The 25,841-nt window shown below is 70.8% G+C and carries 25 protein-coding genes; 19 read left to right on the top strand and 6 right to left on the bottom strand.

The window, feature by feature from the left end; translation table 11 throughout:
* Positions 1-8 precede the first annotated feature (8 nt).
* The 14 genes from ID554_RS11130 to ID554_RS11065 all read left to right on the top strand — a co-directional run bounded on the left by ID554_RS11130 (position 9) and on the right by ID554_RS11065 (position 17,339).
* Positions 9-686: a NuoB/complex I 20 kDa subunit family protein gene (locus ID554_RS11130; protein ID WP_117229654.1), complete on the top strand. Its 678-nt coding sequence runs from the start codon at positions 9-11 to the stop codon at positions 684-686.
* Positions 683-1,417, top strand: coding sequence for an NADH-quinone oxidoreductase subunit C (locus tag ID554_RS11125; RefSeq protein WP_117229655.1), 735 nt, complete (start codon positions 683-685; stop codon positions 1,415-1,417). Before ID554_RS11130 ends, ID554_RS11125 begins: the two co-directional genes overlap by 4 nt.
* A gap of 55 nt (positions 1,418-1,472) precedes the next feature.
* Positions 1,473-2,798: an NADH-quinone oxidoreductase subunit D gene (locus ID554_RS11120; RefSeq protein WP_117229656.1), complete on the top strand. Its 1,326-nt coding sequence runs from the start codon at positions 1,473-1,475 to the stop codon at positions 2,796-2,798.
* On the top strand, positions 2,795-3,841 hold the full coding sequence (gene nuoE, locus ID554_RS11115; RefSeq protein WP_117229657.1) for an NADH-quinone oxidoreductase subunit NuoE: 1,047 nt from the start codon (positions 2,795-2,797) through the stop codon (positions 3,839-3,841). Before ID554_RS11120 ends, nuoE begins: the two co-directional genes overlap by 4 nt.
* Entirely contained in the window at positions 3,838-5,154 is a 1,317-nt protein-coding gene (nuoF, locus tag ID554_RS11110; RefSeq protein WP_117229658.1) for an NADH-quinone oxidoreductase subunit NuoF, read from the top strand. The genes nuoE and nuoF overlap by 4 nt, the downstream gene beginning before the upstream one ends.
* A 58-nt stretch (positions 5,155-5,212) precedes the next feature.
* Positions 5,213-7,708 (top strand): NADH-quinone oxidoreductase subunit G, encoded by a 2,496-nt coding sequence (locus tag ID554_RS11105; protein ID WP_117229659.1) that lies wholly within the window; start codon positions 5,213-5,215, stop codon positions 7,706-7,708.
* A 31-nt stretch (positions 7,709-7,739) separates the two neighbouring features.
* Positions 7,740-9,092 (top strand): NADH-quinone oxidoreductase subunit NuoH, encoded by a 1,353-nt coding sequence (gene nuoH, locus ID554_RS11100; protein ID WP_117229660.1) that lies wholly within the window; start codon positions 7,740-7,742, stop codon positions 9,090-9,092.
* 1 nt (position 9,093) lies between these two features.
* Positions 9,094-9,735 carry an NADH-quinone oxidoreductase subunit NuoI gene (nuoI, locus tag ID554_RS11095; protein ID WP_117229661.1) on the top strand — a complete coding sequence of 214 codons (642 nt, stop codon included), beginning with the start codon at positions 9,094-9,096 and terminating at the stop codon, positions 9,733-9,735.
* The gene (locus tag ID554_RS11090) at positions 9,732-10,499 is read left to right on the top strand and encodes an NADH-quinone oxidoreductase subunit J (RefSeq protein WP_117229662.1); all 768 of its coding nucleotides are present in this window, start codon (positions 9,732-9,734) and stop codon (positions 10,497-10,499) included. Before nuoI ends, ID554_RS11090 begins: the two co-directional genes overlap by 4 nt.
* Entirely contained in the window at positions 10,496-10,813 is a 318-nt protein-coding gene (gene nuoK / locus ID554_RS11085) for an NADH-quinone oxidoreductase subunit NuoK (RefSeq protein WP_013731028.1), read from the top strand. The genes ID554_RS11090 and nuoK overlap by 4 nt, the downstream gene beginning before the upstream one ends.
* Before the next feature lie 12 nt (positions 10,814-10,825).
* On the top strand, positions 10,826-12,784 hold the full coding sequence (gene nuoL, locus ID554_RS11080) for an NADH-quinone oxidoreductase subunit L (RefSeq protein WP_117229663.1): 1,959 nt from the start codon (positions 10,826-10,828) through the stop codon (positions 12,782-12,784).
* A gap of 79 nt (positions 12,785-12,863) precedes the next feature.
* Complete coding sequence (locus ID554_RS11075; RefSeq protein WP_117229664.1) at positions 12,864-14,396, top strand: NADH-quinone oxidoreductase subunit M; 1,533 nt, start codon at positions 12,864-12,866, stop codon at positions 14,394-14,396.
* A gap of 217 nt (positions 14,397-14,613) precedes the next feature.
* Complete coding sequence (nuoN, locus tag ID554_RS11070) at positions 14,614-16,164, top strand: NADH-quinone oxidoreductase subunit NuoN (protein WP_117229666.1); 1,551 nt, start codon at positions 14,614-14,616, stop codon at positions 16,162-16,164.
* A gap of 104 nt (positions 16,165-16,268) precedes the next feature.
* Positions 16,269-17,339, top strand: a complete 1,071-nt coding sequence (locus ID554_RS11065) for a polyprenyl synthetase family protein (protein ID WP_117229667.1) — start codon at positions 16,269-16,271, stop codon at positions 17,337-17,339.
* A gap of 48 nt (positions 17,340-17,387) precedes the next feature.
* On the opposite strand, the gene ID554_RS11060 is transcribed toward ID554_RS11065, so the two are convergent.
* Positions 17,388-18,575: an MFS transporter gene (locus tag ID554_RS11060; RefSeq protein ID WP_117229668.1), complete on the bottom strand. Its 1,188-nt coding sequence runs from the start codon at positions 18,573-18,575 to the stop codon at positions 17,388-17,390.
* 154 nt (positions 18,576-18,729) lie between these two features.
* Between ID554_RS11060 and ID554_RS11055 the strand changes: the two genes are divergently transcribed.
* Positions 18,730-19,512 (top strand): IclR family transcriptional regulator, encoded by a 783-nt coding sequence (locus tag ID554_RS11055; protein ID WP_117229707.1) that lies wholly within the window; start codon positions 18,730-18,732, stop codon positions 19,510-19,512.
* A gap of 117 nt (positions 19,513-19,629) precedes the next feature.
* Here the strand turns inward: ID554_RS11055 and ID554_RS11050 are convergent, their stop codons facing one another.
* Entirely contained in the window at positions 19,630-19,767 is a 138-nt protein-coding gene (locus tag ID554_RS11050; RefSeq protein WP_158573793.1) for a hypothetical protein, read from the bottom strand.
* A 96-nt stretch (positions 19,768-19,863) separates the two neighbouring features.
* Between ID554_RS11050 and ID554_RS11045 the strand changes: the two genes are divergently transcribed.
* Both ID554_RS11045 and ID554_RS11040 read left to right on the top strand, forming a co-directional pair.
* Complete coding sequence (locus tag ID554_RS11045) at positions 19,864-20,358, top strand: sigma-70 family RNA polymerase sigma factor (RefSeq protein WP_233527450.1); 495 nt, start codon at positions 19,864-19,866, stop codon at positions 20,356-20,358.
* Positions 20,355-21,050 (top strand): anti-sigma factor family protein, encoded by a 696-nt coding sequence (locus tag ID554_RS11040; protein WP_117229670.1) that lies wholly within the window; start codon positions 20,355-20,357, stop codon positions 21,048-21,050. The genes ID554_RS11045 and ID554_RS11040 overlap by 4 nt, the downstream gene beginning before the upstream one ends.
* 33 nt (positions 21,051-21,083) lie before the next feature.
* Here ID554_RS11040 and rarD read toward each other — a convergent pair whose 3' ends face one another.
* The 4 genes from rarD to eccE form a co-directional block, all read right to left on the bottom strand.
* A complete protein-coding gene (gene rarD / locus ID554_RS11035; protein ID WP_117229671.1) occupies positions 21,084-22,019 on the bottom strand; it encodes an EamA family transporter RarD in 936 nt (311 codons plus the stop codon).
* Positions 22,016-22,513, bottom strand: coding sequence for a GNAT family N-acetyltransferase (locus tag ID554_RS11030; RefSeq protein WP_117229672.1), 498 nt, complete (start codon positions 22,511-22,513; stop codon positions 22,016-22,018). The genes rarD and ID554_RS11030 overlap by 4 nt, the downstream gene beginning before the upstream one ends.
* A 125-nt stretch (positions 22,514-22,638) precedes the next feature.
* Positions 22,639-23,025, bottom strand: coding sequence for a phage holin family protein (locus ID554_RS11025; protein ID WP_117229673.1), 387 nt, complete (start codon positions 23,023-23,025; stop codon positions 22,639-22,641).
* A 45-nt stretch (positions 23,026-23,070) separates the two neighbouring features.
* The gene (gene eccE / locus ID554_RS11020) at positions 23,071-24,945 is read right to left on the bottom strand and encodes a type VII secretion protein EccE (RefSeq protein ID WP_117229674.1); all 1,875 of its coding nucleotides are present in this window, start codon (positions 24,943-24,945) and stop codon (positions 23,071-23,073) included.
* A gap of 198 nt (positions 24,946-25,143) precedes the next feature.
* Here eccE and ID554_RS11015 point away from each other — a divergent pair, with 198 nt between their 5' ends.
* Positions 25,144-25,467, top strand: coding sequence for a WXG100 family type VII secretion target (locus tag ID554_RS11015; RefSeq protein ID WP_223884535.1), 324 nt, complete (start codon positions 25,144-25,146; stop codon positions 25,465-25,467).
* A 27-nt stretch (positions 25,468-25,494) separates the two neighbouring features.
* On the top strand, positions 25,495-25,788 hold the full coding sequence (locus tag ID554_RS11010; RefSeq protein WP_117229675.1) for a WXG100 family type VII secretion target: 294 nt from the start codon (positions 25,495-25,497) through the stop codon (positions 25,786-25,788).
* The last annotated feature ends 53 nt before the right edge of the window (positions 25,789-25,841 follow it).

The raw sequence follows: 25,841 nt of genomic DNA, 5'->3' as shown, positions 1-25,841 counted from the left end.
GAACGGCAATGGGTATCGAGGAGAAACTTCCCGCCGGCGTCCTGCTCACCTCGGTGGAGAAGCTGGTCAACTGGTCGCGCAAGTCGTCGGTCTGGGGTGCCACCTTCGGCCTGGCCTGCTGCGCGATCGAGATGATGGCCGCTGGCGGTCCGCACTACGACATGGGCCGGTGGGGCATGGAGGTCTTCCGGGCCTCGCCCCGGCAGGCCGACCTGATGATCGTCGCCGGCCGGGTGAGCCAGAAGATGGCCCCGGTGCTGCGCCAGATCTACGACCAGATGGCCGAGCCCCGCTGGGTGCTCTCCATGGGTGTCTGCGCCAGCAGCGGCGGCATGTTCAACAACTACGCCATCGTGCAGGGCGTCGACCACGTCGTGCCGGTCGACATGTACCTGCCGGGCTGCCCGCCCCGGCCGGAGATGCTCATCGACGCGATCCTCAAGCTGCGCGAGAAGATCGGCCACGAGCCGCTCGGCCCGAACGGCCGCAAGATGCTGGCGGCCCGCGAGGCGCGCGGTGACGTGCCGGTGGTGCCGTACGGCTCGATGCCGTCGTCGTACCGCAACGACAAGGCCCGCCGCGCCGAGTGGACGAAGGCCGTCCGCGAGGGCCGCGAGGAGCAGTTGCGGATCGAGAACTGGATGAAGGCCCAGAACCACCTCCACCCGTACGGGGGGATCAAGTGACTGACGACAAGCGAGCCGAGGGCGGCGGCGTACCGGTTCCGGTGACGCCGGCCGGGTCGACCAGCGGTGCGCCCGCCGAGTTCCCGCCGGCCGCGCCCGCCGGCCGGGGCATGTTCGGCAACCAGGGCACCGGCGACGTCTCCGGCTTCGGCGGCCTGGTCCGCCCGCGCCCGCAGCTCGCGGACTCGCCCCGGCCGTTCGGCGGCTACTTCGACGAGGTGTACGACGCGCTGGAGGAGGCGTACCCAGCCTTCGGCGAGGCGATCGAGAACGTGGTGGTCGACCGGGGTGAGCTGACCCTGCACATCCGCCCCGAGCGGATCGCCGAGGTGTGCCAGGTGATGCGGGACGACGCGGGGCTGCGCTTCGAGCTGTTGTCCTCGCTCTCCGGCGTGGACTACCTGGGTGCCGACGAGCGCCGGCTGCACGTGGTCTACCAGCTCACCTCGATGACCTACCGCCGCCAGATCCGGCTGGAGGCCGCGGTCTCCGTCGAGGCTCCGCACCTGCCCAGCGTCACCTCGGTCTACCCGACCGCCGACTGGCAGGAGCGGGAGGCGTACGACATGTTCGGCGTCGTCTTCGACGGCCACCCGGCGTTGACCCGGATCCTCATGCCGGACGACTGGGAGGGCTACCCGCAGCGGAAGGACTACCCTCTCGGCGGCGTGCCCGTGGAGTACAAGGGCGCCGAGATCCCGCCGCCCGACAAGCGGAGGTCGTACCAGTGAACGCGAGGAGTGCAGCGAAGCGGAGCCCCGCAGTCGCGAACGAAAGGTCGGCACTGTGAGCGCGTCCAACTACGCCACCGAGCGCGAGACCACCGAAGGTCGGGTCTTCACCGTCACGGGCGGGGACTGGGACGATCTCGTCTCGGGAGTCGACCCGATCAACGAGGGTCGGATCGTCGTCAACATGGGCCCGCAGCACCCGTCCACGCACGGGGTGCTGCGGCTGGTCCTGGAGCTGGAGGGCGAGACGGTCCGGGAGGCCCGCTCCGTCGTCGGCTACCTGCACACCGGCATCGAGAAGAACCTCGAATACCGCAACTGGGTCCAGGGCTCGACCTTCGTGACCCGGATGGACTACCTCTCGCCGATCTTCAACGAGACGGCGTACTCGCTCGCGGTGGAGAAGCTGCTCGGCATCACCGACGACGTGACCGAGCGGGCCACCACCATCCGGGTGCTCATGATGGAGCTGAACCGGATCTCCTCGCACCTGGTCTGGGTCGCCACCACGGCGATGGAACTTGGCGCGATCAACATGATGCTCTACGGCTTCCGGGAGCGCGAGTACATCCTGGAGATCTTCGAGCTGATCACCGGCCTGCGGATGAACCACGCGTACGTCCGGCCGGGCGGTGTCGCCCAGGACGTGCCGGACGAGGCGATTGTCAAGATCCGGGACTTCCTCAAGCTCCTGCCGAAGCGGCTCAAGGAGTACGAGGACCTGCTCTCCGGGCAGCCGATCTGGCTGGAGCGGACGCAGAACGTCGCGGTGCTCGACGTGACCGGCTGTGTCGCGCTCGGCGTGACCGGGCCGGTGCTGCGCTCCGCCGGGCTGGCCTGGGACCTGCGCAAGACCATGCCGTACTGCGGCTACGAGGACTACGAGTTCGACGTGCCGACGCACCCCGACGGCGACGTCTGGGGCCGGTACCTGGTCCGGATGGCCGAGATGCGCGAGTCGCTCAAGCTCGTCGAGCAGGCGCTGGACCGACTCAAGCCCGGTCCGGTGATGGTGGCCGACAAGAAGATCGCGTGGCCGGCGCAGCTCGCCATCGGCGTCGACGGCATGGGCAATTCCCTGGAGCACGTCGCCAAGATCATGGGCCAGTCGATGGAGTCCCTGATCCACCACTTCAAGTTGGTGACGGAGGGCTTCCGGGTGCCGCCGGGCCAGGTGTACGTCGGCATCGAGTCGCCGCGCGGCGAGCTGGGTGTGCATGCGGTCTCCGACGGTGGCACCCGGCCGTACCGGGTGCACTACCGGGAGCCGAGCTTCGTCAACCTCCAGGCCCTGCCGGCGATGGCCGAGGGTGGCCTGATCGCCGACGTGATCGCCGGCGGCGCCTCGCTGGACCCCGTCATGGGAGGTTGTGACCGGTGAGCACGACTGTTTTCACGGACCAGACGCGGGCTCGGGCGCGGGAGATCATCGCCCGTTACCCGGCCGACCGGTCCCGCTCGGCGCTGCTGCCGCTGCTGCACCTGGTGCAGTCCGAGGAGGGGTACGTCTCCCCGGCCGGGGTGGCGTTCTGCGCCGAGGTGCTCGGCCTGAACAAGGCTCAGGTCGGTGCCGTGGCCAGCTTCTACACCATGTACAAGCGCCGGCCCACCGGTGACTGGCTGGTCAGCGTCTGCACCAACACCATGTGCAACGTCCTCGGTGGCCAGGAGGTCTACGACGCCCTCACCGAGCACCTGGGTGTCGGGCACGACGAGACCACCGAGGACGGCACGATCACCCTCGAACACGCCGAGTGCCTGGCCGCCTGTGACTACGGCCCGGTGATGACGGTCAACTACGACTTCTTCGACGGCGTCGACCCGCAGCGCGCGGTCGGTCTGGTCGACGAGCTGCGCGCCGGTGGGCGGCCCACCCCGAGCCGGGGTGCCCGCCTCTGCACGCTCAAGGAGATGTCGGTGCAACTGGCCGGCTTCGCCGACGAGCGTGAGGGTGCGGTCGCCGACGGCGTGCCGGGTGAGCCGAGCCTGCGCGGTCTGCGGCTGGCCGAGCAGCACGGCATCTCGGTGCCGGGCTTCGACCCGAACACCCCGATCCGCAGCGGCAAGGCCGGTGACAAGCCGGCCCCGGCCACCCCGGCCAAGTTCGCGCCGACCGGCACCACGGCTCCCGACGTACCCGCGCCGGACCGTAAGTCGCCGCAGGTGCGTACCGCCGAGACCCGGCAGCCGGACGCCAAGACGGCCGTGCCGGACGCTCCCGGCACCAAGGTGCCGGTGGACGGGGCGGCGCCCACGTCGAGCGATGCCCGGGCGGCGGAGGCCGCCGGGGCGGCGGCCAACCGGCCCGCCGGTGACGCCAAGCCTGCCGGCGACGACGCCGAGGCTCAGGAGCGCAACCTCAGCGAGGCGGAGTCGTCCGGCGGTGGCCAGGGCTCCGCGAACGACAAGGGGGCTCAGAAGTGACCACGCCTCGGCCGGAGATCCTGGCCAAGCTGACGCCGGTGCTCACCAAGCGCTGGCTGTCGCCGGACGCCTGGCGGATCGGCACCTACGAGAAGCTCGACGGGTACGCCGCGCTGCGCAAGGCGGTCAAGGCGCACCCGGACGACCTGATCCAGCTCATCAAGGACTCCGGGCTGCGCGGTCGCGGCGGTGCCGGCTTCCCGACCGGGCTCAAGTGGGGCTTCATCCCGCAGGGCGACGGCAAGCCGCACTACCTCGTGGTCAATGCCGACGAGGGCGAGCCGGGCACCTGCAAGGACCTGCCGCTGATGACGCACGACCCGCACTCGCTGGTCGAGGGCGTGATCATCGCGTCGTACGCGATCCGGGCCAGCCGGGCCTACATCTACATCCGGGGCGAGGCCGTGCACGCGGCGCGTCGGCTGCGCAACGCGGTGAACGAGGCGTACGCCAAGGGCTACCTCGGGCGCGACATCCTCGGCTCCGGCTTCGACCTGGACCTGGTGGTGCACTCGGGCGCCGGGGCATACATCTGCGGCGAGGAGACGGCGCTGCTGGACTCGCTGGAGGGCTTCCGGGGCCAGCCCCGGCTGCGCCCGCCGTTCCCGGCGACCCACGGCCTGTACGCCAGCCCCACCGTGGTCAACAACGTCGGCACCATCGCAAGCGTGCCGTACATCGTGCTCGGTGGTGCCGAGTGGTGGAAGACCATGGGCACGGAGAAGTCCTCCGGGCCGATGATCTATTCGCTCTCCGGCCGGATCGCCAACCCCGGCCAGTTCGAGTGCTCGATGGGCATCACCCTGCGCGAACTGCTGGAGTTGGCCGGTGGGATGCAGCCCGGGCACAACCTGAAGTTCTGGACGCCGGGCGGCTCGTCCACCCCGCTGCTCACCGCCGAGCACCTGGACGTGCCGCTGGACTTCGAGGGGGTGGCCGGCGCCGGATCGATCCTCGGCACCACGGCCACGCAGATCTTCTCCGACCAGGACTGCCCGGTCTACGCGACCTACCGCTGGCTGGAGTTCTATCACCACGAGTCGTGCGGCAAGTGCACCCCGTGCCGGGAGGGCAACTACTGGATGGTCCGGGTCTACCGGCGCATCCTGGCCGGCCAGGGCACCCACGACGACCTGGACACCCTGCTCGACACCTGCGACAACATCCTCGGCCGCTCGTTCTGCGGTCTGGGTGACGGCGCCACCAGCCCGGTGACCTCGTCCCTGAAGTACTTCAAGCAGGACTACCTCGACTACATCGAGGGACGGACCGCGCCGAAGTTGTCCGACAAGCAGTTGGTGGGAGCCCACTGATGCGAGTGCGAGGAGTGAGCGGAGCGAGCCCCGCAGCCGCGAGCGAAAGGCGAGCACAGTGACGGACGTTGCCAAGTCGACCGAGACGGTCACGCTGACCATCGATGGCGTCGAGGTCACCGCCCCGAAGGGGGCGCTGCTGATCCGTGTCGCCGAGCAGATCGGCACGGAGATCCCCCGCTTCTGTGACCACCCGCTGCTGGCGCCGGCCGGTGCCTGCCGCCAGTGCCTGGTCGAGGTGGAGGGGCAGCGTAAGCCGGTCGCCTCCTGTACCCAGACGGTGGCCGAGGGCATGGTCGTCCGTACCCAGCTCAGCTCTCCGGTCGCCAAGAAGGCGCAGGAGGGGATCATGGAGCTGCTCCTGGTCAACCACCCTCTCGACTGCCCGATGTGCGACAAGGGCGGTGAGTGCCCGCTGCAGAACCAGGCGATGTCGACCGGCCGCACCGACTCGCGGTTCCACGAGCACAAGCGGGAGTACCCGAAGCCGCTGCCGATCAGCACCCAGGTGCTGCTCGACCGCGAGCGCTGCGTGCTCTGCCAGCGCTGCACCCGGTTCACCGAGGAGATCGCCGGCGACAAGTTCATCGACCTGATGAACCGGTCGTCCGCCGAGGAAATCAACATTTACCGGGACGAGGAGTACGGCGAGGAAGGCGACGCCGGTGATGTCCCGTTCAACTCGTACTTCTCCGGCAACACCGTGCAGATCTGCCCGGTGGGCGCGCTGACCGGCACCCAGTACCGTTTCCGCGCCCGCCCGTTCGACCTGGTCTCCAGCCCGAGCGTCTGCGAGCACTGCTCGGCCGGCTGCGCCCAGCGCACCGACTGGCGTCGCGGCAAGGTGATGCGCCGGCTGGCCGGCGACGACCCGCAGGTCAACGAGGAGTGGAACTGCGACAAGGGCCGGTGGGGCTTCCAGTACGCCCGTGCCACCGACCGGCTGACCACTCCGCTGGTCCGCGACGAGCGCACTGGTGAGCTGCGCGAGGCGTCCTGGAGCGAGGCGCTCAGCGTCGCCGCCGAGGGGCTGCGCGCCGCTCGGGACGGCGGCCAGGGTTCGGCGGTGCTCACCGGCGGCCGGCTGACCGTCGAGGACGCCTACGCGTACGCGAAGTTCGCCCGGATCGCGCTGCACACCAACGACATCGACTTCCGCGCCCGCCCGGCCTCCCGTGAGGAGGCCGACTTCCTGGCCAGCAACGTCGCCGGCAGCACCGACGTCACCTACACCGACGTCGAGAACGCCCCCGCCGTGGTGCTGGTCGGCCTGGAGCCGGAGGAGGAGTGCCCGATCCTCTTCCTGCGGATGCGCAAGGCGTACCTGAAGAACAGGCTCAAGGTGTACGCGATCGCGCCGTTCGCCACCCGTGGTCTGGAGAAGCTCGGTGCCAAGCTGGCCCGAGTGGTGCCGGGTGAGGAGGCCGGGGTGCTCGCCGAGCACGCCACGGTCGCCGAGGCGCTGAGCGCTCCGGGTGCGATCCTGATCGTCGGCGAGCGGCTGGCCTCGGTGCCCGGTGGTCTCTCCGCCGCCGCCGAGGTGGCCGCGCGTACCGGCGCGAAGCTGGCCTGGGTGCCGCGACGCGCCGGTGACCGGGGTGCCGTCGACACCGGCTGCCTGCCCAACCTGCTGCCCGGTGGCCGGCTGGTCACCGAACCGACGGCGCGGGCCGAGGTGGGCGAGGCGTGGGACATCCCGGCCGGGGTGATCCCGAGCCAGGCCGGGCGGGACACCGACGGCATCCTCGCCGCCGCCGCCGAAGGCCGGATCGGCGCGCTGGTGGTGGCCGGCGTCGACCCGGCCGACCTGGCCGACCCGCGCCTGGCCGAGCAGGCCCTCGACGCGGTGCCGTTCCTGGTCAGCCTGGAGCTGCGGGCCAGCGCGGTGACCCGGCGGGCGAACGTGGTCCTGCCGGTCGCCCCGGTGGTCGAGAAGGCCGGCAGCTTCCTGGACTGGGAGGGCCGGCTGCGTCCGTTCGACGCGGTCCTGAACACCGCCGCGATGACCGACGGTCGGGTGCTCGACGCGCTCGCCGCCCAGCTGGACGTGCGGCTGGGCACCGGTGACGTGCTCTCCGTGCGGCGTGAGCTGGGCGGCCTGCCGGCGACCCGGGTGCCGCGGCCGACCGCGCCGAGCGTCGAGCCGGGCGCCGACCGGCAGCTCGCGCCCGGCGAGGCGGTCCTGGCGACCTGGCACCAACTGCTTGACCTGGGCAGCCTCATCGACGGTGACGAGCACCTGGGCGGCACCGCCCGTCCGCCGGTGGTCCGGCTGGGCAAGGGCAGCGCGGAGGCGCTCGGCATCGCCGACGGCGACCCGGTGACGGTGGGTACCGACCGGGGGGCACTGACTCTGCCGGCGGCGATCACCGAGATGCCGGACGGCGTGGTCTGGCTGCCCACCAACTCGCCCGGCTCGACGGTACGGCGCAGCCTGGGCGCGACCTCCGGTTCGGTGGTCCGGCTCTCCGCCCCCGGTACGGCCGAGCCGGTCGCCGCCGACGCGGCCGGCCGTTCGGGCCCGCTGCTCAACTCCGCCGGGGGTAACCAGTGAGCCCCGCAGTCGGGAACGAAAGGTGGGCCCAGTGAGTCACTCGCTCCACGCCCAGGCGCCGTCGCTGACCGACTTCGGCCACGACCCGTGGTGGCTGGTCCTCGGCAAGATCGTCTTTGCCTTCCTCGTCGCCCTGCTCGGCACGCTGCTGGGCGTCTGGTTCGAGCGGCGAGTGGTGGGCCGGATGGCGGTGCGGCCAGGTCCGAACCAGCTCGGCCCGTTCGGTCTGCTGCAGACGCTCGCCGACGGTCTGAAGATGGCCTTCAAGGAGGACATTCTCCCCAAGTCGGCGGACAAGGTCATCTACTTCTTCGCGCCGGCCATCTCGGTGATCTGCGCGGTCACCGCGCTGTCGGTGATCCCCTTCGGCCCCATGGTGAGCATCTTCGGCCACCAGACGCCGTTGCAGGTCACCGACGTGCCGGTGGCGGTGCTGGTGGTGCTCGCCCTGTCCTCGCTGGCGGTCTACGGCATCGTGCTCGCGGGCTGGGCCTCCGGCTCGACGTACCCGCTGCTCGGTGGTCTGCGCTCCACCGCCCAGCTCATCTCGTACGAGGTGTCGCTGGGGTTGTCCATCGTGGCGGTGTTCATGCTCGCCGGCACGATGTCCACCTCGGAGATCGTGGCCGCGCAGGGCAACGGCACGCAGGTGAACCTCTTCGGCTTCGACGTCCCGGCGCCCGGCTGGTACGCGCTGCTGCTGTTCCCGAGCTTCATCGTCTTCTTCATCTCCATCGTCGGTGAGACGAACCGGCCGCCGTTCGACCTGCCGGAGGCGGAGTCGGAGCTGGTGGCCGGCTTCATGACCGAGTACAGCTCGCTGAAGTTCGCGCTGATCATGCTCAGCGAGTACGTGGCGATGGTGACCATGTCGGCCTTCACCGTCACCCTCTTCCTGGGCGGCTGGTACGCACCGTGGCCGATCAGCCTGTGGTCGGGCGCCAACTCCGGTTGGTGGCCGCTGCTCTGGTTCTTCGGCAAGGTCATCCTGCTGGTGTTCGTCTTCGTCTGGCTGCGCGGCACGCTGCCCCGGCTGCGTTACGACCAGCTCATGCGACTCGGCTGGAAGGTGCTGATCCCGATCAGCCTGGTCTGGATCGTGGTCCTGGGCTGGTACCGCACCATCGGCGACTGGGACACCACGGGTCGCCTGTGGGCCATCGGCATCCCGGCCGGGATCGTGCTGCTGGCCGCGATGTTCTGGCCGAGCCGTAAGCCGCAGCCGAAGGCGACCGTCGCCGAGCAGGTCGAGAACCGGCCGCAGGGCAGCTTCCCGCTGCCGCCAATGGATCTGCAGGTACCCCCGAGCCCGCGTACCCGGCGCATGGTCGCCGAGCGGGAGCCGGCCAACGTTCCCGCCGGCCAGGACTCTGAGGAGGTGTGACGTGGGCGCGATCACCGGAACGTTCAAGGGCTTCGGGGTCACCTTCTCGCACATGTTCAAGAAGGTCGTCACCACCGACTACCCCTTCTCCCCGCCGAAGCCGGCGCCGCGCTACCACGGCCGGCACATCCTCAATCGGCATCCGGACGGCCTGGAGAAGTGCATCGGCTGTGAGTTGTGCGCCTGGGCCTGCCCGGCGGACGCGATCTACGTCGAGGGTGGCGACAACACCGACGAGCAGCGCTTTTCGCCGGGTGAGCGGTACGCCAGCAACTACCAGATCAACTACGCCCGCTGCATCTTCTGCGGGCTGTGCATCGAGGCGTGCCCGACCCGCTCGTTGACCATGAGCAACGAGTACGAGCTGGCCCGGGACAACCGGCAGGACCTGATCTTCACCAAGGAGCAGCTGCTCGCGCCGCTGCTGCCGGGGATGGAGCAGCCGCCGCACCCGATGCGTCTGGGCGACAGCGAGAAGGACTACTACGTCGGCAGCCTGACCAACCCGGGCACCTCGGCCGGCGCCGAGCGCTCGCCGATGGGGCCGGGGCGGTACCAGCTGGACGAGCACCCGGGCGTCACCTTCCCCGGTGCCGAGCAGGCCGCCCAGCGGGCCGAGGCGGACAAGGGAGAGACGGCATGACCACGTCGACGGTGCTCGCCGCGGGTGCGGTCTCCGGCGGCGAGGCGGTGGCCTTCTGGATCCTCGCCCCGCTGGCGCTGGCCGGCGCGATCGGCATGGTCGCGGCGCGCAACGCGGTGCACTCGGCGCTCTGGCTGGTGCTGACCATGCTCAGCCTGGGTGTGTTCTATGTGCTCCAGGCCGGGCCGTTCATCGGCATGGTGCAGATCATCGTCTACACCGGCGCGATCATGATGCTCTTCCTGTTCGTGCTGATGCTCGTGGGGCGAGACGCCTCCGACTCGCTGATCGAGGTGCTGCGGGGCCAGCGGATCGCCGCGGTCGGGCTGGGCGTCGGCTTCGCCGCCCTGCTCGGCAGCGGGGTCTACCGGGCCACCCAGGGCACCGTCGCGGTGGGTCTGGAGGAGGCCAACGCGGGCGGCAACGTGGAGGGCATCGCCCGGTTGCTCTTCACCGACTACATCTTCGCCTTCGAGCTCACCGCCGCGCTGCTGATCACCGCCACCATCGGCGGCATGATCCTGGCGCACATCGAGCGGCGCAAGGAGGACAAGCGCGACCAGGTGGCCACCATGAAGGCCCGCTTCGCGCCGGGCAACTACCCCGGCCCGAAGCCCGGCCCGGGTGTCTTCGCCACCTCCTCGTCGGTGGCCACCCCGGCACGTCTGCCGGACGGCCGGCTGAGTGACCGGAGCACGCCGGACGTCCTTCCGGTGCGTGAGCTGGCCGCCGAGGAGACCACCCTGAAGGGCACTGAGAAGTGAGCGACTTCTTCTCCGTCGAACCGAACTACTACCTCGTCCTCGCTGCGGTGCTGTTCACCATCGGCGCGGCCGGGGTGCTGGTCCGGCGCAACGCGATCGTGCTGTTCATGTGCGTCGAGCTGATGCTCAACGCGGCCAACCTGGCGCTGGTCACCTTCAGCCGGATGAACGGTGACCTGAACGGCCAGATCATGGCGTTCTTCGTGATGGTGGTGGCGGCGGCCGAGGTCGTGGTCGGGTTGGCCATCATCATGGCGATCTTCCGCACCCGGCGCTCCGCCAGCGTCGACGACGCCAACCTGTTGAAGTACTAGAGGGGCCCACCGGTGGACGAAATTGTGACGTACGCCCAGGCTGCTCCGGCCGAGACCGTCTCGTACGCGACGGCCGACGGGCTGCTGAGCAGCGTCTGGCTGCTGGTGGCGATCCCGCTGGTCAGCGCGATGGTCCTGCTGCTGCTCGGCCGGCGCGCCGACCGGTGGGGGCACTGGCTCGGTGTGGCCGCCGTGGGTGTCGCCTTCCTGCTCGGCCTGACCTACTTCTTCAACCTGCGCGGGCTGGAGAACAAGTCGGTGGAGCTGAGCCTCTGGGACTTCATCGCGGTCGGCAACCTCAACGTCGACTTCGGCCTGCTGTTCGACCCGCTGGCCGGGGTCTTCGTCCTGCTGATCACCGGCGTGGGCTTCCTTATCCACCTGTACGCGGTCGAGTACATGGCGCACGACCCGGGTCGTCGGCGGTTCTTCGCCTACTTCAACCTGTTCGTCGCGGCCATGCTGCTGCTGGTCCTCGGCAACAACTACGTGATGCTCTACTTCGGCTGGGAGGGCGTCGGTCTGGCGTCGTACCTGCTGATCTCCTTCTGGAATACCAAGCCCGCCGCGGCCACCGCCGGCAAGAAGGCGTTCCTGATGAACCGGGTCGGCGACGCCGGTCTGGCCATCGCCATCTTCATCATGTTCGCCACCCTGGGCACCACCCAGTACGACGAGGTGTTCAACGGGGTCGGCGCGCTGGCCGGCGGCACGGTGCTGGTGATCGGCGTGCTCCTGCTGCTCGGCGCGGCCGGCAAGTCCGGTCAGTTCCCGCTCCAGGCGTGGTTGCCGGACGCGATGGAGGGTCCGACCCCGGTGTCGGCGCTCATCCACGCCGCGACGATGGTCACCGCCGGTGTCTATCTGATCGCCCGGTCCAACATCATCTTCTCGGCCAACGCCACGCTGCAACTGGTGGTGGTCAGCGTCGGTGCGCTGACTCTGCTGATCGGCGCGATCATCGGCTGCGCCAAGGACGACATCAAGCGGGTGCTGGCCTGGTCGACGGTGAGCCAGATCGGCTACATGTTCCTCGGTGTCGGTCTGGGCGGCGCGGCGTACGCGCTGGCCATCGTGCACCTGCTGGCGCACGGCTTCTTCAAGGCCAACATGTTCCTCGGCGCCGGCTCGGTCATGCACGGCATGTCCGACCAGGTGGACATCCGCCGCTTCGGCGGCCTGTCGAAGTACATGAAGATCACCTGGATCACCTTCGGCGCGGGCTGGCTGGCCATCATCGGCATGTTCCCGTTCTCCGGCTACTTCTCGAAGGAGCCGGTCATCGCCGCCGCCTTCGCGCGGGAGGACTGGACGGCCTGGCTGTTCGGCGGGGCCGGGGTCCTCGGTGCCGCGCTGACCGCCTTCTACATGACGCGGCTGTTCGTGCTGACCTTCCACGGCCCCAAGCGCTGGACCACGGACATCGAGCACCCGCACGAGTCCCCGCCGCTGATGACCATCCCGCTGATCCTGCTCGGCATCGGCTCGATCGGCGCGGGTTGGCTGCTGGCCACCTCCGTACCGGACTGGCTGACCGCCACCGCCGGTCTCGGCGCGGCCGAGGCGCACCACGACGCGGTGCTGCCGCACTGGGCGATCGTGGCGCTGTCGCTGGGCGTCACCGTGCTCGGTGCCGCGCTGGCCTGGTTCCTGTTCCGAAACGGGACGACGAACGAGCCGCAGCCGGCCGGTGTGCTGGTCACCGCCGCCCGCAAGAACCTCTACACCGACGCGGTGAACGAGGCGGTCTTCGAGAAGCCGGGCATCTTCCTCACCCGGGCGCTGGTCTACCTCGACAACCGGGGCATCGACGGGCTGGTCAACGGGCTGGCGGCCGGGGTCGGCGGCGGTTCGGGCCGACTGCGGCGGCTGCAGACCGGCTTCGTCCGGTCGTACGCCACCTCGATCCTCACCGGCGCGCTGCTGGTCGTGGCCGCCTTCCTGGCCGTACAGGCGGGGTGGTTCGCGTGATCGACCCCACCCGGGCGACAGCTTCTCAGGCGGCCGTCGTCGGCGGACCGCGCATCGACGACGGAGGTAAGGCCGCATAATGTCCGACTTCCCGTTCCTCTCGGTGCTCACCGTGTCGCCGCTGGTCGGCGCCGTGGTGGTCGCCCTCCTGCCGCGCAGCCGGCCGACGCTGGCCAAGCAGGTCGCGTTCGGTTGGTCGCTGCTGGTGCTGGCGCTGTCCGTGGTCATGTGGGTGACCTGGCAGGTGGACGGCGACCGGTTCCAGTTCCGCGAGTCGTACCCGTGGATCCCGAACTGGGGCGTGAACTTCACCTTCGCCGCCGACGGCATCGCGCTGGTCATGCTGATGCTGATCGCGGTGCTGGTGCCGCTGGTGATCCTGGCCTCCTGGCACGACGCCGAGTCGTCGAAGCGGTCGGTGCCGGTCTACTTCGCGCTGCTGCTCGTGCTCGAATGCACGATGATCGGCGTCTTCGCCGCCGCCGACGTCTTCCTGTTCTATGTGTTCTTCGAGGTCATGCTGGTGCCGATGTACTTCCTCATCGGCAGCTACGGCGGTCACCAGCGGCAGTACGCAGCGGTCAAGTTCTTCCTCTACTCGCTGGTCGGTGGCCTCTTCATGCTGGCCGCAGTGATCGGCCTGTGGGTGGTCGGCGGCAAGACCTTCGACTGGGTGGCGCTGTCCCAGGTGGACATCTCCACCGGCGCCGAGCGCTGGCTCTTCCTCGGGTTCTTCATCGCCTTCGCGATCAAGGCACCGTTCTTCCCCTTCCACACCTGGCTGCCGGACGCCGGTGGCGCGGCCCCCGCCGGTGCCGCCGCACTGCTCGTCGGGGTGCTCGACAAGGTCGGCACCTTCGGCATCATCCGGTACGGCCTGCCGCTGTTCCCGGACGCCGCCCAGTGGTTCGCGCCGTGGGCGATGGGCCTCGCGGTGATCGGCATCATCTACGCCGCACTGCTGGCGGTGGGGCAGAACGACCTCAAGCGGCTGGTGTCGTACACGTCGATCGCGCACTTCGGTTTCATCGGCGTGGGCCTCTTCGCCTTCACCACCCAGGCCGGCACCGGGGCGGTGCTGTACATGGTGAACCACGGGCTCGCCACCGGCCTGCTCTTCCTGGTGGTCGGCATGCTGGTCGCGCGCCGGGGCTCGGCGCTGGTCAGTGACTTCGGTGGGGCCGGCAAGCTGGTGCCGGTACTGGCCGGGGTGCTGTTCTTCGCCGGTCTCGCCTCGCTGGCGCTGCCCGGCACCGCACCGTTCGTCTCCGAGTTCCTGGTGCTGATCGGCACCTTCACGGTGAACAAGCCGGTCGCGGTGATCGCCACACTCGGCATCATCCTGGCGGCGGCGTACGTCCTGTGGATGGTGCAGCGCACCACGCAGGGCACGCTCAATCCGGCGCTGACCGAGATCGACGCGATGAAGCGCGACCTCAACCTGCGCGAGAAGGTCGTGGTCGCGCCGCTGATCGTGCTGATCGTGCTGCTCGGCTTCTACCCGAAGCCGGTCACCGACGTGATCAACCCCGCGGTGCAGGCGACCATGGAGGACGTCGGCCGGACCGATCCGGCGCCGACGGCAGGCAACGTCCAGGAGGCCAGCCGGTGAGCGCGAGGAGTGAGCTTGCGAGCCCCGCAGTCGCGAACGAAGGTGGCTCGGTGAGCGCGAGGAGTGAGCTTGCGAGCCCCGCAGTCGCGAACGAAGGTGGCTCGGTGAGCGCGAGGAGTGAGCTTGCGAACTCCAGCCGTCCGCGCGAGGAGAGAGCGGAGCGAGCCCCGCAGTCGCGGGCACAAGACAGCGCAGTCGCGAACGAAAGGTTGACTCGGTGAACGAGTTCGTACTGCCGCCGATCGACTATGCGGCACTCGCGCCGATCCTGATCATGATGGGCGCGGCGGTGCTCGGGGTGCTGGTCGAGGCGTTCGTGCCGCGTCGGCTGCGGCACCCCGTCCAGCTTCCGCTGGCCCTGCTGGCGGTGCTCGCCGCGTTGACCATGGTGGTGTTCAACGCCGACAAGCGGGTGATCACCATCGGGGTGATCGCGATCGACGGGCCCACGCTGTTCCTCCAGGGTGCGATCCTGGCCCTGGCTGGCGTGGCGCTGCTGCTGATGGGCGAGCGGGCGGTGGAGCGGGGCGGCGCGTTCGTGGCCCAGGCCGCGATCACCGCCGACTCGCCGGACGACCGGCGGCAGGCGGCCAAGGCCGGTGGCGCGGGTGAGGTCTACCCGCTGACCACGTTCGCCATCGGCGGCATGCTGATCTTCGTGGCGGCGAACGACCTGCTGACCATGTTCATCGCGCTGGAGGTCTTCTCGCTGCCGCTCTACCTGCTCTGCGCGCTGGCCCGTCGCCGCCGCATCCTGAGCCAGGAAGCGGCGATGAAGTACTTCCTGCTCGGCGCGTACGCCTCGGCGTTCTTCCTGTTCGGTGTGGCGCTGCTCTACGGCTTCAGCGCCGGTCTGGGCGACCGTCAGGCGGGCGTGGACTTCGCCACCCTCCACGCCGCCGTGGCCAACTCGACGGCCAGCCCGGTGCTGCTCTTCGCCGGTATGGCGCTGGTCGCCATCGGCCTGCTGTTCAAGGCCGCCGCCGCGCCGTTCCACGTCTGGACGCCCGACGTCTACCAGGGCGCGCCGACCCCGGTGACCGGCTTCATGGCGGCCTGCACGAAGGTCGCCGCGTTCGGTGCCCTGCTGCGGGTGTTCCACGTCGCCTTCGAGGGGGCACGGTGGGACTTCACCCCGGTCCTCGGCACGGTGGCGGTGCTCACCATGCTGGTCGGCGCGGTGCTGGCGGTCACCCAGACCGACATCAAGCGGCTGCTGGCGTACTCCTCCATTGCCAACGCCGGTTACCTGCTGGTCGGTGTGCTCGCCCCGGGCAAGGAGGGGCTCTCCGGCACGATGTTCTACCTGGTGGCGTACGGCTTTACCGTGCTCGCCGCGTTCGCCGTGGTGACCCTGGTCCGGGACGCCGACGGGGAGGCCACCCACCTGTCCCGCTGGGCCGGGCTGGGCCGCCGCTCGTCGGGGTACGCCTCGGTGTTCACCTTCATCCTGCTCGCCTTCGCGGGTATCCCGCTGACCAGCGGCTTCACCAGCAAGTTCGCCGTCTTCGCTCCGGCGCTCGACGGTGGTCAGGTGTGGCTGGTGATCGCCGGTGTGCTGACCAGCATGGTGCTGGCCTTCCCGTACCTGCGGGTCGTGGTGATGATGTGGCTCTCCGAGCCGGGCGACTCGACCCCGACCGTCACGGTGCCGGGTGCGATGACCTCGGCGGCGCTGGTGATCGGCGTACTCGCGACCCTGGTCCTCGGCGTCGCCCCGGCGCCGCTGCTAGACCTCGCCACCGGCGCTGCGGACTTCATCCGGTAGCGACGTCACCTTCCGTTTCGGGGGCCGGTCCACGGGTTGTGGGCCGGCCCTCGCCGCGCCTCCCCGGTCCGCTGCAGGTAGAGCCCGTGTGGCATGGTGGAGGAGTGGTGATTAGGGGTGGCGAGCGTTCAGGTGTCACCGGCGCCGGTGGCCGGCGGAGCCGGCACGCGGGCCAGTTCGGCCCGCTCGGTCTGCATCTCGCCGACCCACACACCGAGGCATCCGTGCGGGGCCTGCTGGAGACCATCGAGGTCGAGCTGCGGGCCAGCGTGGCCAGCGCCGATCCGTTCGTGACCGAGGCCGCCCGGCACCTGGTGGAGGCGGGCGGAAAGCGCTTCCGGCCACTGTTGGTGGCCCTGGGTGCACAGTTTGGCGAGCCGGCCCGGCCGGAGGTCGTCTCGGCCGCCGTGGTGGTGGAGTTGACCCACCTGGCCACGCTCTACCACGACGATGTGATGGACGAGGCCGCGGTGCGTCGGGGAGCGCCGAGCGCCAACTCCCGCTGGACCAACTCGGTGGCCATCCTGGTGGGTGACTACCTCTTCGCGCGGGCCGCAGACGTCGCCGCCGAGCTGGGTCCCGAGGCGGTACGCCTCCAGGCGCGCACCTTCGCCCGCCTGGTGCACGGCCAGATCGCCGAGACGGTCGGCCCTCGCGCCGACGCCGACCCGGTGCGGCACTACCTGGACGTGATCGCCGAGAAGACCGGTTCGTTGATCGCCACCAGCGCCCACTTCGGTGCGCTGTTCAGCGGCACCGACCCGGAGCACGTGTCGGCGCTGGCCGGGTACGGCGAGACCATCGGTGTCGCCTTCCAGCTCTCCGACGACCTGCTGGACATCGCCAGCGAGTCGGCGGAGTCCGGCAAGACGCCCGGCACCGACCTGCGGGAGGGGGTGCCGACCCTGCCGGTGCTGTACGCTCTCGCCTCCGACGACGCGGACGCCTCCTCGGTCCGGCTGCGCGAGATCCTGGCCACCGGCCCGCTGACCGACGACGCCCTGCACACCGAGGCGCTCGGCCTGCTCCGGGAGAGTCCCGCGCTCAAGCGTGCCCGCGAGACCGTCCGCAGTTACGCCGAGGACGCCCGCGCCCGACTCGCGCCGCTGCCGGACGTACCGGCCCGCCGGGCCCTGGAATCACTCTGCGACCACATCGCCGACCGCACCAGCTGACCATCCCGCCTGGAGGTTCCACCGCGGGCCGACGCGTGCCGCCTGGGGTCAGGCTGACGCGGGCCGGGCGGACAGGAGCCGGGTGGCGGTGAGCATGAGGGCTGCGGCGGTGAGCATGGCGGCGGCCGCGGTGAGCCACATCACCGGGTAACCCGTGGCGGCGGCGAGTGGGCCCAGAGCCAGCGGGCCGAGACAGCCGCCCGCGTACACCCCGGTCTGGGTGATGGAGGTGGCGGCGGCCGGTGCCTGGGGATGCAGCCGGACCACGGCGAAGTTCATCAGTCCCGGCCAGGACCAGCCCAGGCCGAAGCCGAGCAGGACACCCACCACGAGCGCCCCGGGGCCGGCCACCGCGAGCAGGCCCAGCCCCAGCGCACCGACCGCCAGCAGGCCGGCGATCACGGTGACGTGCCCGCCGGAGCGGCGGTCGGCCAGCCAGCCGATGCCGATCCGCGCGCCGACGCAGACCGCGCTGCCGAGGGTCAGCATGAGTCCGGCGAAGGCGGGACCGAGACCTCGGTCCACGGAGGCGTCCACCAGGAAGGTGCCGAGCGCGCCGGCCGCGCCCGCCGCGAGCGTCGCGGCGACTCCGACCACGACCAGTCCCACCGTCGCGCTCCCGGCCGGGCGGTTCGACCGGTGGACCGGTTGCGGTCCTTCCGACGGTACGAGCGGCAGTGTGGCCAGTGCGGCACCGGCGGCGGCCACGAACGCCCAGCGCCAGCCGACGGTGAGCGCGAGCGTGGGTACCGCCGCTCCGGCCAGCAGGGTGGAGACCGGGATGGCCGCCTGCTTGACGCCGAACGACAGGCCCTGCCGCCGAGCCGGTACGTGCCGGGCCAGCAGCAGGTTGCTGGAGAGCTGGCCCAGCGCGTTCGCGGTGCCGGCCACGGCCAGCAGGACGAGCAGCATCGGGTACGAGCGGGCCAGCGTCGCCACGGCGAGCATCGAGCCGGCGGAGATCAGGATGCCGGCACGGGTGACCACGCCGCCGCCCCAGCGTTCCACGAGCGCACCGGAGGGGACCGAGGCGAGGGCGCCGACGCCGAAGTAGACCGCCACGGCGATTCCCAGGCCGGCGGGGTTGAAGCCCAACTCGTCGCGCATCTGCACGGCGAGGCCGCCGACCAGGAAGACGGGCAGGACACAGGCGATGGTGACGGCCACGGCGGTGGTGGCGGCCCGGACGGGTCGGGTGGCGGTCTCCGGGGCGCGGGACGGGGCGGTGTGGGTCATGGTGGGGCCAACCTACGCCTGCCGCATTCCGGCAACGGAAAGTGCGGCAATCATCACATCGGGTATCCGGCGAACGGTGATCCTCCACCCGATCAGGCATTTCGCGCCGGGCTGGTTTTTCATATGGTGTAAGTCCCCGGTGGCGGAGGTGGTTGTGCGTGACCCCCTGGCGGAACCTTCGGACCTGATCCGAAGCGTCTCCCGCGCACTTCGAGTGCTCGAGTCGGTCGGTCGTGCCCCGCGTGGGCTGACGGTGAAACAGATCGCCCGGCGATGCGAGCTGACCGTGGCCACGACATACCACCTGGTCCGCACACTCGCGTACGAGGGCTATGTGATCCGCCGGGAGGACGGCACGTACATCGTGGGGCTGGAGGTGGCCGACCGCTACCGCGAGCTGGTCGCCGCGTTCCGGGGCTCGCCCGCCGTGGGCGAGAACCTGCGTCGCGCGGCCGTCGAGACCGGGTGGAGCCACTACCTCGGTCGTTTCGTGGGCGGCCAGGTCGCCGTCACCGCCGTCGCGGAGGGAAACCGCTCGCCGTACCTGGAGGATCTCGTTCCCGGGTTCGACGAGGGGGCGCACGCGACCGCACTCGGCAAGGCGCTGCTCGCCACGCTTACCGCCGAGCAGCGGCACCGCTACCTGCGGGAGTACGGCATGCGGCCGTTCACCAGCGCCACCCTGACCACTCCGGAGGCGTTCGAGGCCGACCTCGCGGCCGGCGAACGGCGCGGGATGCAGCTCGAACTGGGCCAGTTCCGGCAGGGCGTGGCCTGCGCGGCCGTCCTGGTCAACCCGGACAAGGACATGGAACGGCGTACGGTGCTCGCCTGCGCGCTGCCGGCCAGCGAGATGATGACCTCCGCGCGGGTGGTCCGGACGAAGCTGATCGCCACCGCCCGCGCGATCGCCGACTGCCTCGCCGCCGAGAACTGACCGGAGCCGACCGAGCCGCCGAGAGCTGACCCGCCGAGAGTTGACCCGGCGAGACGGCCCCCTTCCCGGTGGGAAGAGGGCCGTCGGGAAAGCGGCCGGCGCGGCGCCGGGGCGGGGTCAGCTACCGACCGGCCCGCCGTCCAGCCGCCAGGTCACCACTACGCCCGGTTTGGCGTAGTCGCCGTCCGGCCAGGTGGAGGCCGGGTTGAACCAGCGATGAAATCCGCCGTCGGGAATCCCAGGTCGAGCAGGCACTGAACCGATCGGCGTGACCGCACGTATCCCTCGTCGTAACGCCGCGCCCGCTCGGTCGAGAGCGAGGAGAGGACCATCAGCGACCACGACGCCCACCTGTTGCGCGCCCTGCACGACGAGCATGCCGAGGCGCTGTACGCGCACGCGTTGCGGCTGGTCAACGGCGACCGGCAGCGCGCCGAGGACCTGGTTCAGGAGACGCTGCTGCGGGCCTGGCGGCACCCGGAGTCACTGGACCCCCGGCGCGGTTCGGTCCGCGCCTGGCTGTTCACCACTGCGCGCAACCTCGCCATCGACGCCTGGCGGCGACGGTCGACCCGGGTCGGCGAGGTCTACACCGACGAGCTGCCCGAGCCCAGCGAGGTCGTCGACGAGACGGAACGCGCCGTGGAGGCGTGGACCGTGGCGGAGGCGCTCAACCGGCTCAGCCCGTCCCACCGGGACGTCCTCGTCGAGTGCTTCTACCAGGGCCGTTCGGTGTCCGAGGCGGCCTCCCGGCTCGGGGTGCCGCCGGGCACCGTGAAGTCCCGTACCCACTATGCGCTGCGCTCACTACGGTTGGTGCTGGCCGAGATGGGGGTGACCGGATGAGCCGTTGCGACTTCGCGTTCGACGACGGCGCGTACGTGCTGGGTGCCCTCTCGCCCGCCGACCGGGCGGCGTACGAACGCCACCTCGTCGGCTGCCACGACTGCCAGCAGTCGGTGTCCGAGATCGCCGTGCTGCCCGGCCTGCTCGGTCGGCTGGATCCGGCGAGCCTGGAGCAGTTCCTCCCGCCGCCGGAGAACCCCCGGGTGCCCGAGCTGCTCAATGCCGCGCGGGACCGCCGGCGCCGGGAGCGGCAGGCCAACCGGCTGCGGTACGCGGTGACCGGTCTCGCGGCGGCGGCGTTCGCCCTGCTGGTCGGCTTCGGCGTGGCGACGATGCTGCCCGGCGAGCAACCGGGCACGCCGTCACTGGCACAGGTGCGCCTGGTCGCGATGGAGCCGGTGAGCGGTACGGTGCCGGTGCATGCCGAGATCGGACTCCGGCACACCGACTGGGGCACCGAGGTGACCATGCACTGCGGGTACGACGAGCACACCGGCTACCGCAAGGCGCACGCCTTCCGGCTGGTGGCGTACGGTCCGGACGGCGCCCAGGAGCAGATTGGCTCGTGGCGTGCGGCGCCTGGCGACGACCTGCGGATCACGGGCGCGACCCGGTTCACCAACGCCGAGCTGATCCGGCTGGAACTCATCCGCGCCGACGGTGTGGCCGTCCTGGCCTACGACGTCCGCTGAGGCGGTGACGTCGGTCAGCGCGGCGCTGGTCGGTCAGCGTGGGGCGGGCACCGCTGCCGCAGCACCGACCTCGCTGTCCCGGCGCGAGCGGCGGTTGCGCCGGGCGTGGCGGACGGCGTCGGCGGTGAAGACGATCAGCGCGAGCCAGACCAGCGCGAAGCCGACCAGGCGGGCCGGCGGCATCGGCTCATGGAAGATCAGCACCCCGCAGGCCAGTTGAAGGATCGGCGCCACGTACTGGAGCATGCCGAGGGCGGTCAGCGGCAGCCGGTTCGCGGCGCCCGCGAAGAGCAGCAGCGGGATGGCGGTCAACGCGCCGGCCAGCACCAACAGCACCGTGTGCCCGGCCGAGACCCGGCCGAAGGCGGCGTCGCCGCTGGCCGCGAGCCAGCCGAGGAACACCAGCGCCGGCACGGCCAGCACGGCGGACTCGACGAAGAGGCCCTCCGCCGCAGGCAGCCCCAGCCGCTTCTTCACCAGGCTGTACCCGCCGAACGTGAAGGCCAGCGTCAACGCGAGGTACGGCAGCCGGCCGTAGTCGACGGTGAGTACGGCCACCGCCAGCGCGCCGACGCCGAGCGCGGCCCACTGCGCCCGGCGCAGCTGCTCCCGCAGCACCAGGACGCCGAGCAACACCACCACCAGCGGATTGATGAAGTACCCGAGGGCGGTCTCCACCACCCGGTCGGAGTTCACACCGTAGATGTAGGTGAACCAGTTGATCGCGATCAGGGTGGCGGCGGCACCGACCCCGGCCAGGGCGCGTGGCCGACGCAGCAGGAAGCGCAGGAAACCGATGTTGCGCATCACGGCGAGCAGCAACGCGACGAACGCCACCGACCAGACCACGCGGTGGGCCAGGATCTCCAGCGGTCCGGTCGGGCGCAGCAGCTTGAAGTACAGCGGGAAGAACCCCCACAGCAGGTACGCGACGAGGCCGTAGAGGTATCCGAGGCGGAGCGGTGTCACGTGTTCACCGTAAGGGGCGGATCGCCCTGTGGATCCTTGCCGGTGAGCGGCGTCACGGTCGACTCACGGCGGTCGAACTCCATCCACCGGTCGGCGCGTACCCCGGTGAAGCCGAGTTTGGCGTACACCCCGTGCGCGTCGTTGGTGGCGAGCAGGATCCGGCGTACGCCGATCTCGGCGAGATGGTCGCGGACGGCGCCGGCCAGCCAGGTGCCCAACCCGTGTCCGCGCTCGGCCCGGTCCACGTAGACGTCGCAGAGATAGCCGAAGGTGGCCCGATCCGTGATCACCCGGGCGACGGCGACCTGTCGGCCGTCCGCCGGGCGGTATACGCCGAACCCGAGCGAGCCGGCGAACGCCGCGCCCACCGTCGCGCGGTCCCGCCCGAGCGCCCAGTACGCGTCGGTGGAGAGCCAGGTGTGCACCAGATCCAGGTCGAGCAGATCGGGCGAGGTGCTGATCGTGTAGCTGTCGTGACGGGTCCGGGTGAACATCCTCGGGATCCTAGGACCCGACCGTTCACCCTTCGTGAGCCGGGCGGTCGCCATCGGTGTCGACGGTGACCGCCCGGTGGACGGCCGGTCGGGCGGTCGACGAGGTCGAGCCGCCCGTTCGGGAGTCAGTCGCGGTCGAGGATGGCGCCGAGGAGCCAGGTGACGATGCCGACGAAGAGCGCACCCAGCACCGCGGCGGGCCAGAAGCCGTCCACGTCGAAGGGCAGCCCCACCTGGTCGGCGATCCAGCCGGTGAGCAGGAACAGCAGACCGTTGACCACCAGTGCGATCAGGCCGAGGGTGAGCAGGTAGAAGCCGCACCCGACGGTCTTGATGATCGGCTGGAGCACCCCGTTCACCACGCCGAAGATCACCGCGACGAGGACCAGCGTCAGTACCGTCTCACCGATCGACTCGGTGTTCAGGGAGATGCCGGGGATGATCACCGTGGCCAACCAGAAGGCCACCGCCGTGGCGCCGACCCGGATCAGTAGACCTTTCAGAAAACTCATGGCGGGCATGCTGCCATGGTGGGCGAACCGGCGAAACCCACGAGATCAACTCTGACGGGTCCGGACGGGCGCCTCGATGAGCTGCGCCTCGATCGGCGTGACGGCCAGCAGCGCCCAGCGCAGGGCTCGCCGGTTGACCACCGCCACCATGTCGGGCCGGATCCGCGCCAACCATGGCGCGGCGGCACCGAGACCCAGCGCGCCGCCCGCGACCGCCGATTCGGCCCGGCTCAGCGGCGACAGCACTGCCAGGTCGGCGCGGGCCAGTGCGTCCGCGTCGGCCGGGGTCAGCTCGTCGCGTACCTGCAGGGTGGTCTGCCAGGCGGCACCCGGACGAGGGCCCGGAGGCGGTGGGGGCGCGTCCCGCACCACGAGCACCGGGGCCAGCGGGGTGGCGGGCGGACTTTCCGCCGGACGGTCCGGCGGCACCAGCGGGATCGCCCGGCCGGGTACGCCGACACCACGCACGAAGGGCTCCCAGGCGTGTGGCCGGGTCGTCTGTACCACCACCCGGGCACCGAGCGCCATCGCCCGTACGGCGACCAACTGGGCGGTGGGCACCCCGCCGACGAGCATCACCCGGGTGCTCTCCGGCCGGAACAGTCGGACGGTGACGGGTTCGCCGTGCCGGTTGGTGCCCAGCATCAATCCGGCCGAGCCGTACGGCAGCGTCGACTCCGTGTCGTCCGAACCGGGCGTCGACGGGGCTCGGCGACGCGTCACCGGCCGAGCCGGTCGCGCCAGCGGAAGCGTGCCGGCGAAGCCGTGCAGGTGGGCGCCGTCGTGCCGGACGAGCACGCCACCGGCGGTCGCCACGACCTGCTTCAGCGTCCGGCCGGCGGCGGCCAGCTCGGCCGGGGTCGCCGCGCTCAGGCGTACGGTCAGCTCGGTCCGGTCCGGTGCCTCGGTGTCGGCGTGCAGCGACACCGTGGTGGCTGTCACCGGCAGGTTGGCCAGCCGGGGCACCAACCGGTGCAGCGGCTCGGTGGGCCAGCGCCGCAGCCCGAAGGTGCTCTGCAACAGCCCGCCGCACCGGACGCCCTGCCAGGTCTCCCGGGGCGGGCGGCCGTCGTGGTGCGCGAGTTCGGCGAGCACCCGCAGCGTCGCCTGCGTGCCGAGCGGACGCACGGGCAGTGGTCGCAGCCGCCGCATGATCCGGCGTACGGTGCCGGCGAGCGCCCGCCGGAGCACCTCCTCGGGCCAGCCCGCCACCCGTGTCACCCGTACGGCCAGCACCGCGCGCTCCCCACCGGCCAGTCGCCCGTCGGTGAGCTGCCGGTACGAGGTGGCCACCGGCCCGCCACCTGCCGCGACCGCCGGTGCCGCCGTCACGGTGAGCAGCAGTTGCACACGTACCGGCGGTGCCTCGGCGGTCCGGGCCGGCAGCAGCGCGGTGGGCAGCGGCAACGACCGGGCGCCGGCACCGAGCAGGTCGGCGGGATCGCCGATGTCGAGCAGAGCCACCAGGCCGTCCGGGTCGTCCAGGGCGGCGGCCGCGGACCCGGCCAGCTCGGCGGGCCGGACGACGGACTCCGGGGCCACCAGGTCGAGCAGGGCCGTCGGGCGGTTCACCCGGCGCCGGCGGGCCAGATAGCCCGCCCCGATCCGCAGCCATTCGTGTAGCCACCGTCGACGTACCCGCCCCCAGGCGCCGACCAGCAGGGCACCGGCCGTCAGGACCGCGGCCGCCGTCGGCAGGGCGTCCCGGCCCGGCGCGGCGACGAGCACCGCCGCCGCCACCTGCGTGGTGACGATCTGACCGACCGCCGGCCGGTACGCGTGCCGAAGGTTCCGCCTCCACTGTGGTCCGTGCCGGCCGTCGACCCGGCGGTCGGGGCCGGAGGCGTCGGCGGGGCGGCGTAGGAGGGTGCCGGTGGTCGGCACCGTGGCCTCTTCGGTGATCACACCCCGCGACGTCATCGACGTCCATCGTAGGGGCCCGCCTGCTGCCGCGTTGTCCACAGGGGAGCAAGCCGGGGTAGCAGAAACGCGACGGTATCGCTACTGTCAGCGACGAGTTCTCGTTGGCCCGTCCCGCTTCGCGCACACCCTCCAGCGACGCGGGTGGTGGCGTCCACCGTAGGGCCAGCCACGATCGAGAGACGAGGTGACGTCGGGGTGTCCTCCCAGACCCAGGCAGAGGCCGCGGTGATGCAACAGACCGCGGCGAAGTTCGAGCAGACGGACCAGTCGTTGCAGTCGATGCTCAGTGGACTGATGGCCCAGCTGGCGATCCTCCAGCAGGCCTGGCGCGGGGCGGGTGGCCGGTCGTTCGAGCAGGTCAAGCAACAGTGGGCGCAGGATCAGGCGAACCTGCAGCGGGCCCTCCGGGAGACCGCGGGCGCGATCCGCACCGCCGGCACGAAGTACGACGCGTCGGACACCGAGGCGGCCAGCCGAGTGTCCGCCACCAACCGCGGCGGCATCCAGCTGCCGCTCTAGGCCACGACCCCAGGGGGAAGACTTCCGATGGAGAACGGTGTGCTGGTCGTCAATTTCGCCGCGCTGCAACAGGCCAGCGCGGACATCCAGCGGGCCTTGAACACGCTCGACTCGCAGCTCGGTCAGCTGGAGCAGGACGCCGCTCCGCTGGTGGCGAGCTGGTCCGGCGAGGCGCAGCAGGCGTACGAGCAGCGTCAGGCCCGGTGGCGCAACGCCTCGCAGGACCTCCAGGCGATGCTGCGCGACATCAAGGTGGCGGTGGACGAGTCCGCGACCGACTATCTCGACACCGAGAAGCGTAACGCCGGTCTGTTCCAGTGACGCACGGTTGACGCCGGCCGCCCCGACCGTGGCGGTCGGCGTCAACCGTCACC

It is taken from the genome of Micromonospora craniellae (assembly GCF_014764405.1).
In the GTDB taxonomy this organism is placed as follows: domain Bacteria; phylum Actinomycetota; class Actinomycetes; order Mycobacteriales; family Micromonosporaceae; genus Micromonospora; species Micromonospora craniellae.
This window is presented reverse-complemented; position numbering and strand designations above follow the sequence as displayed.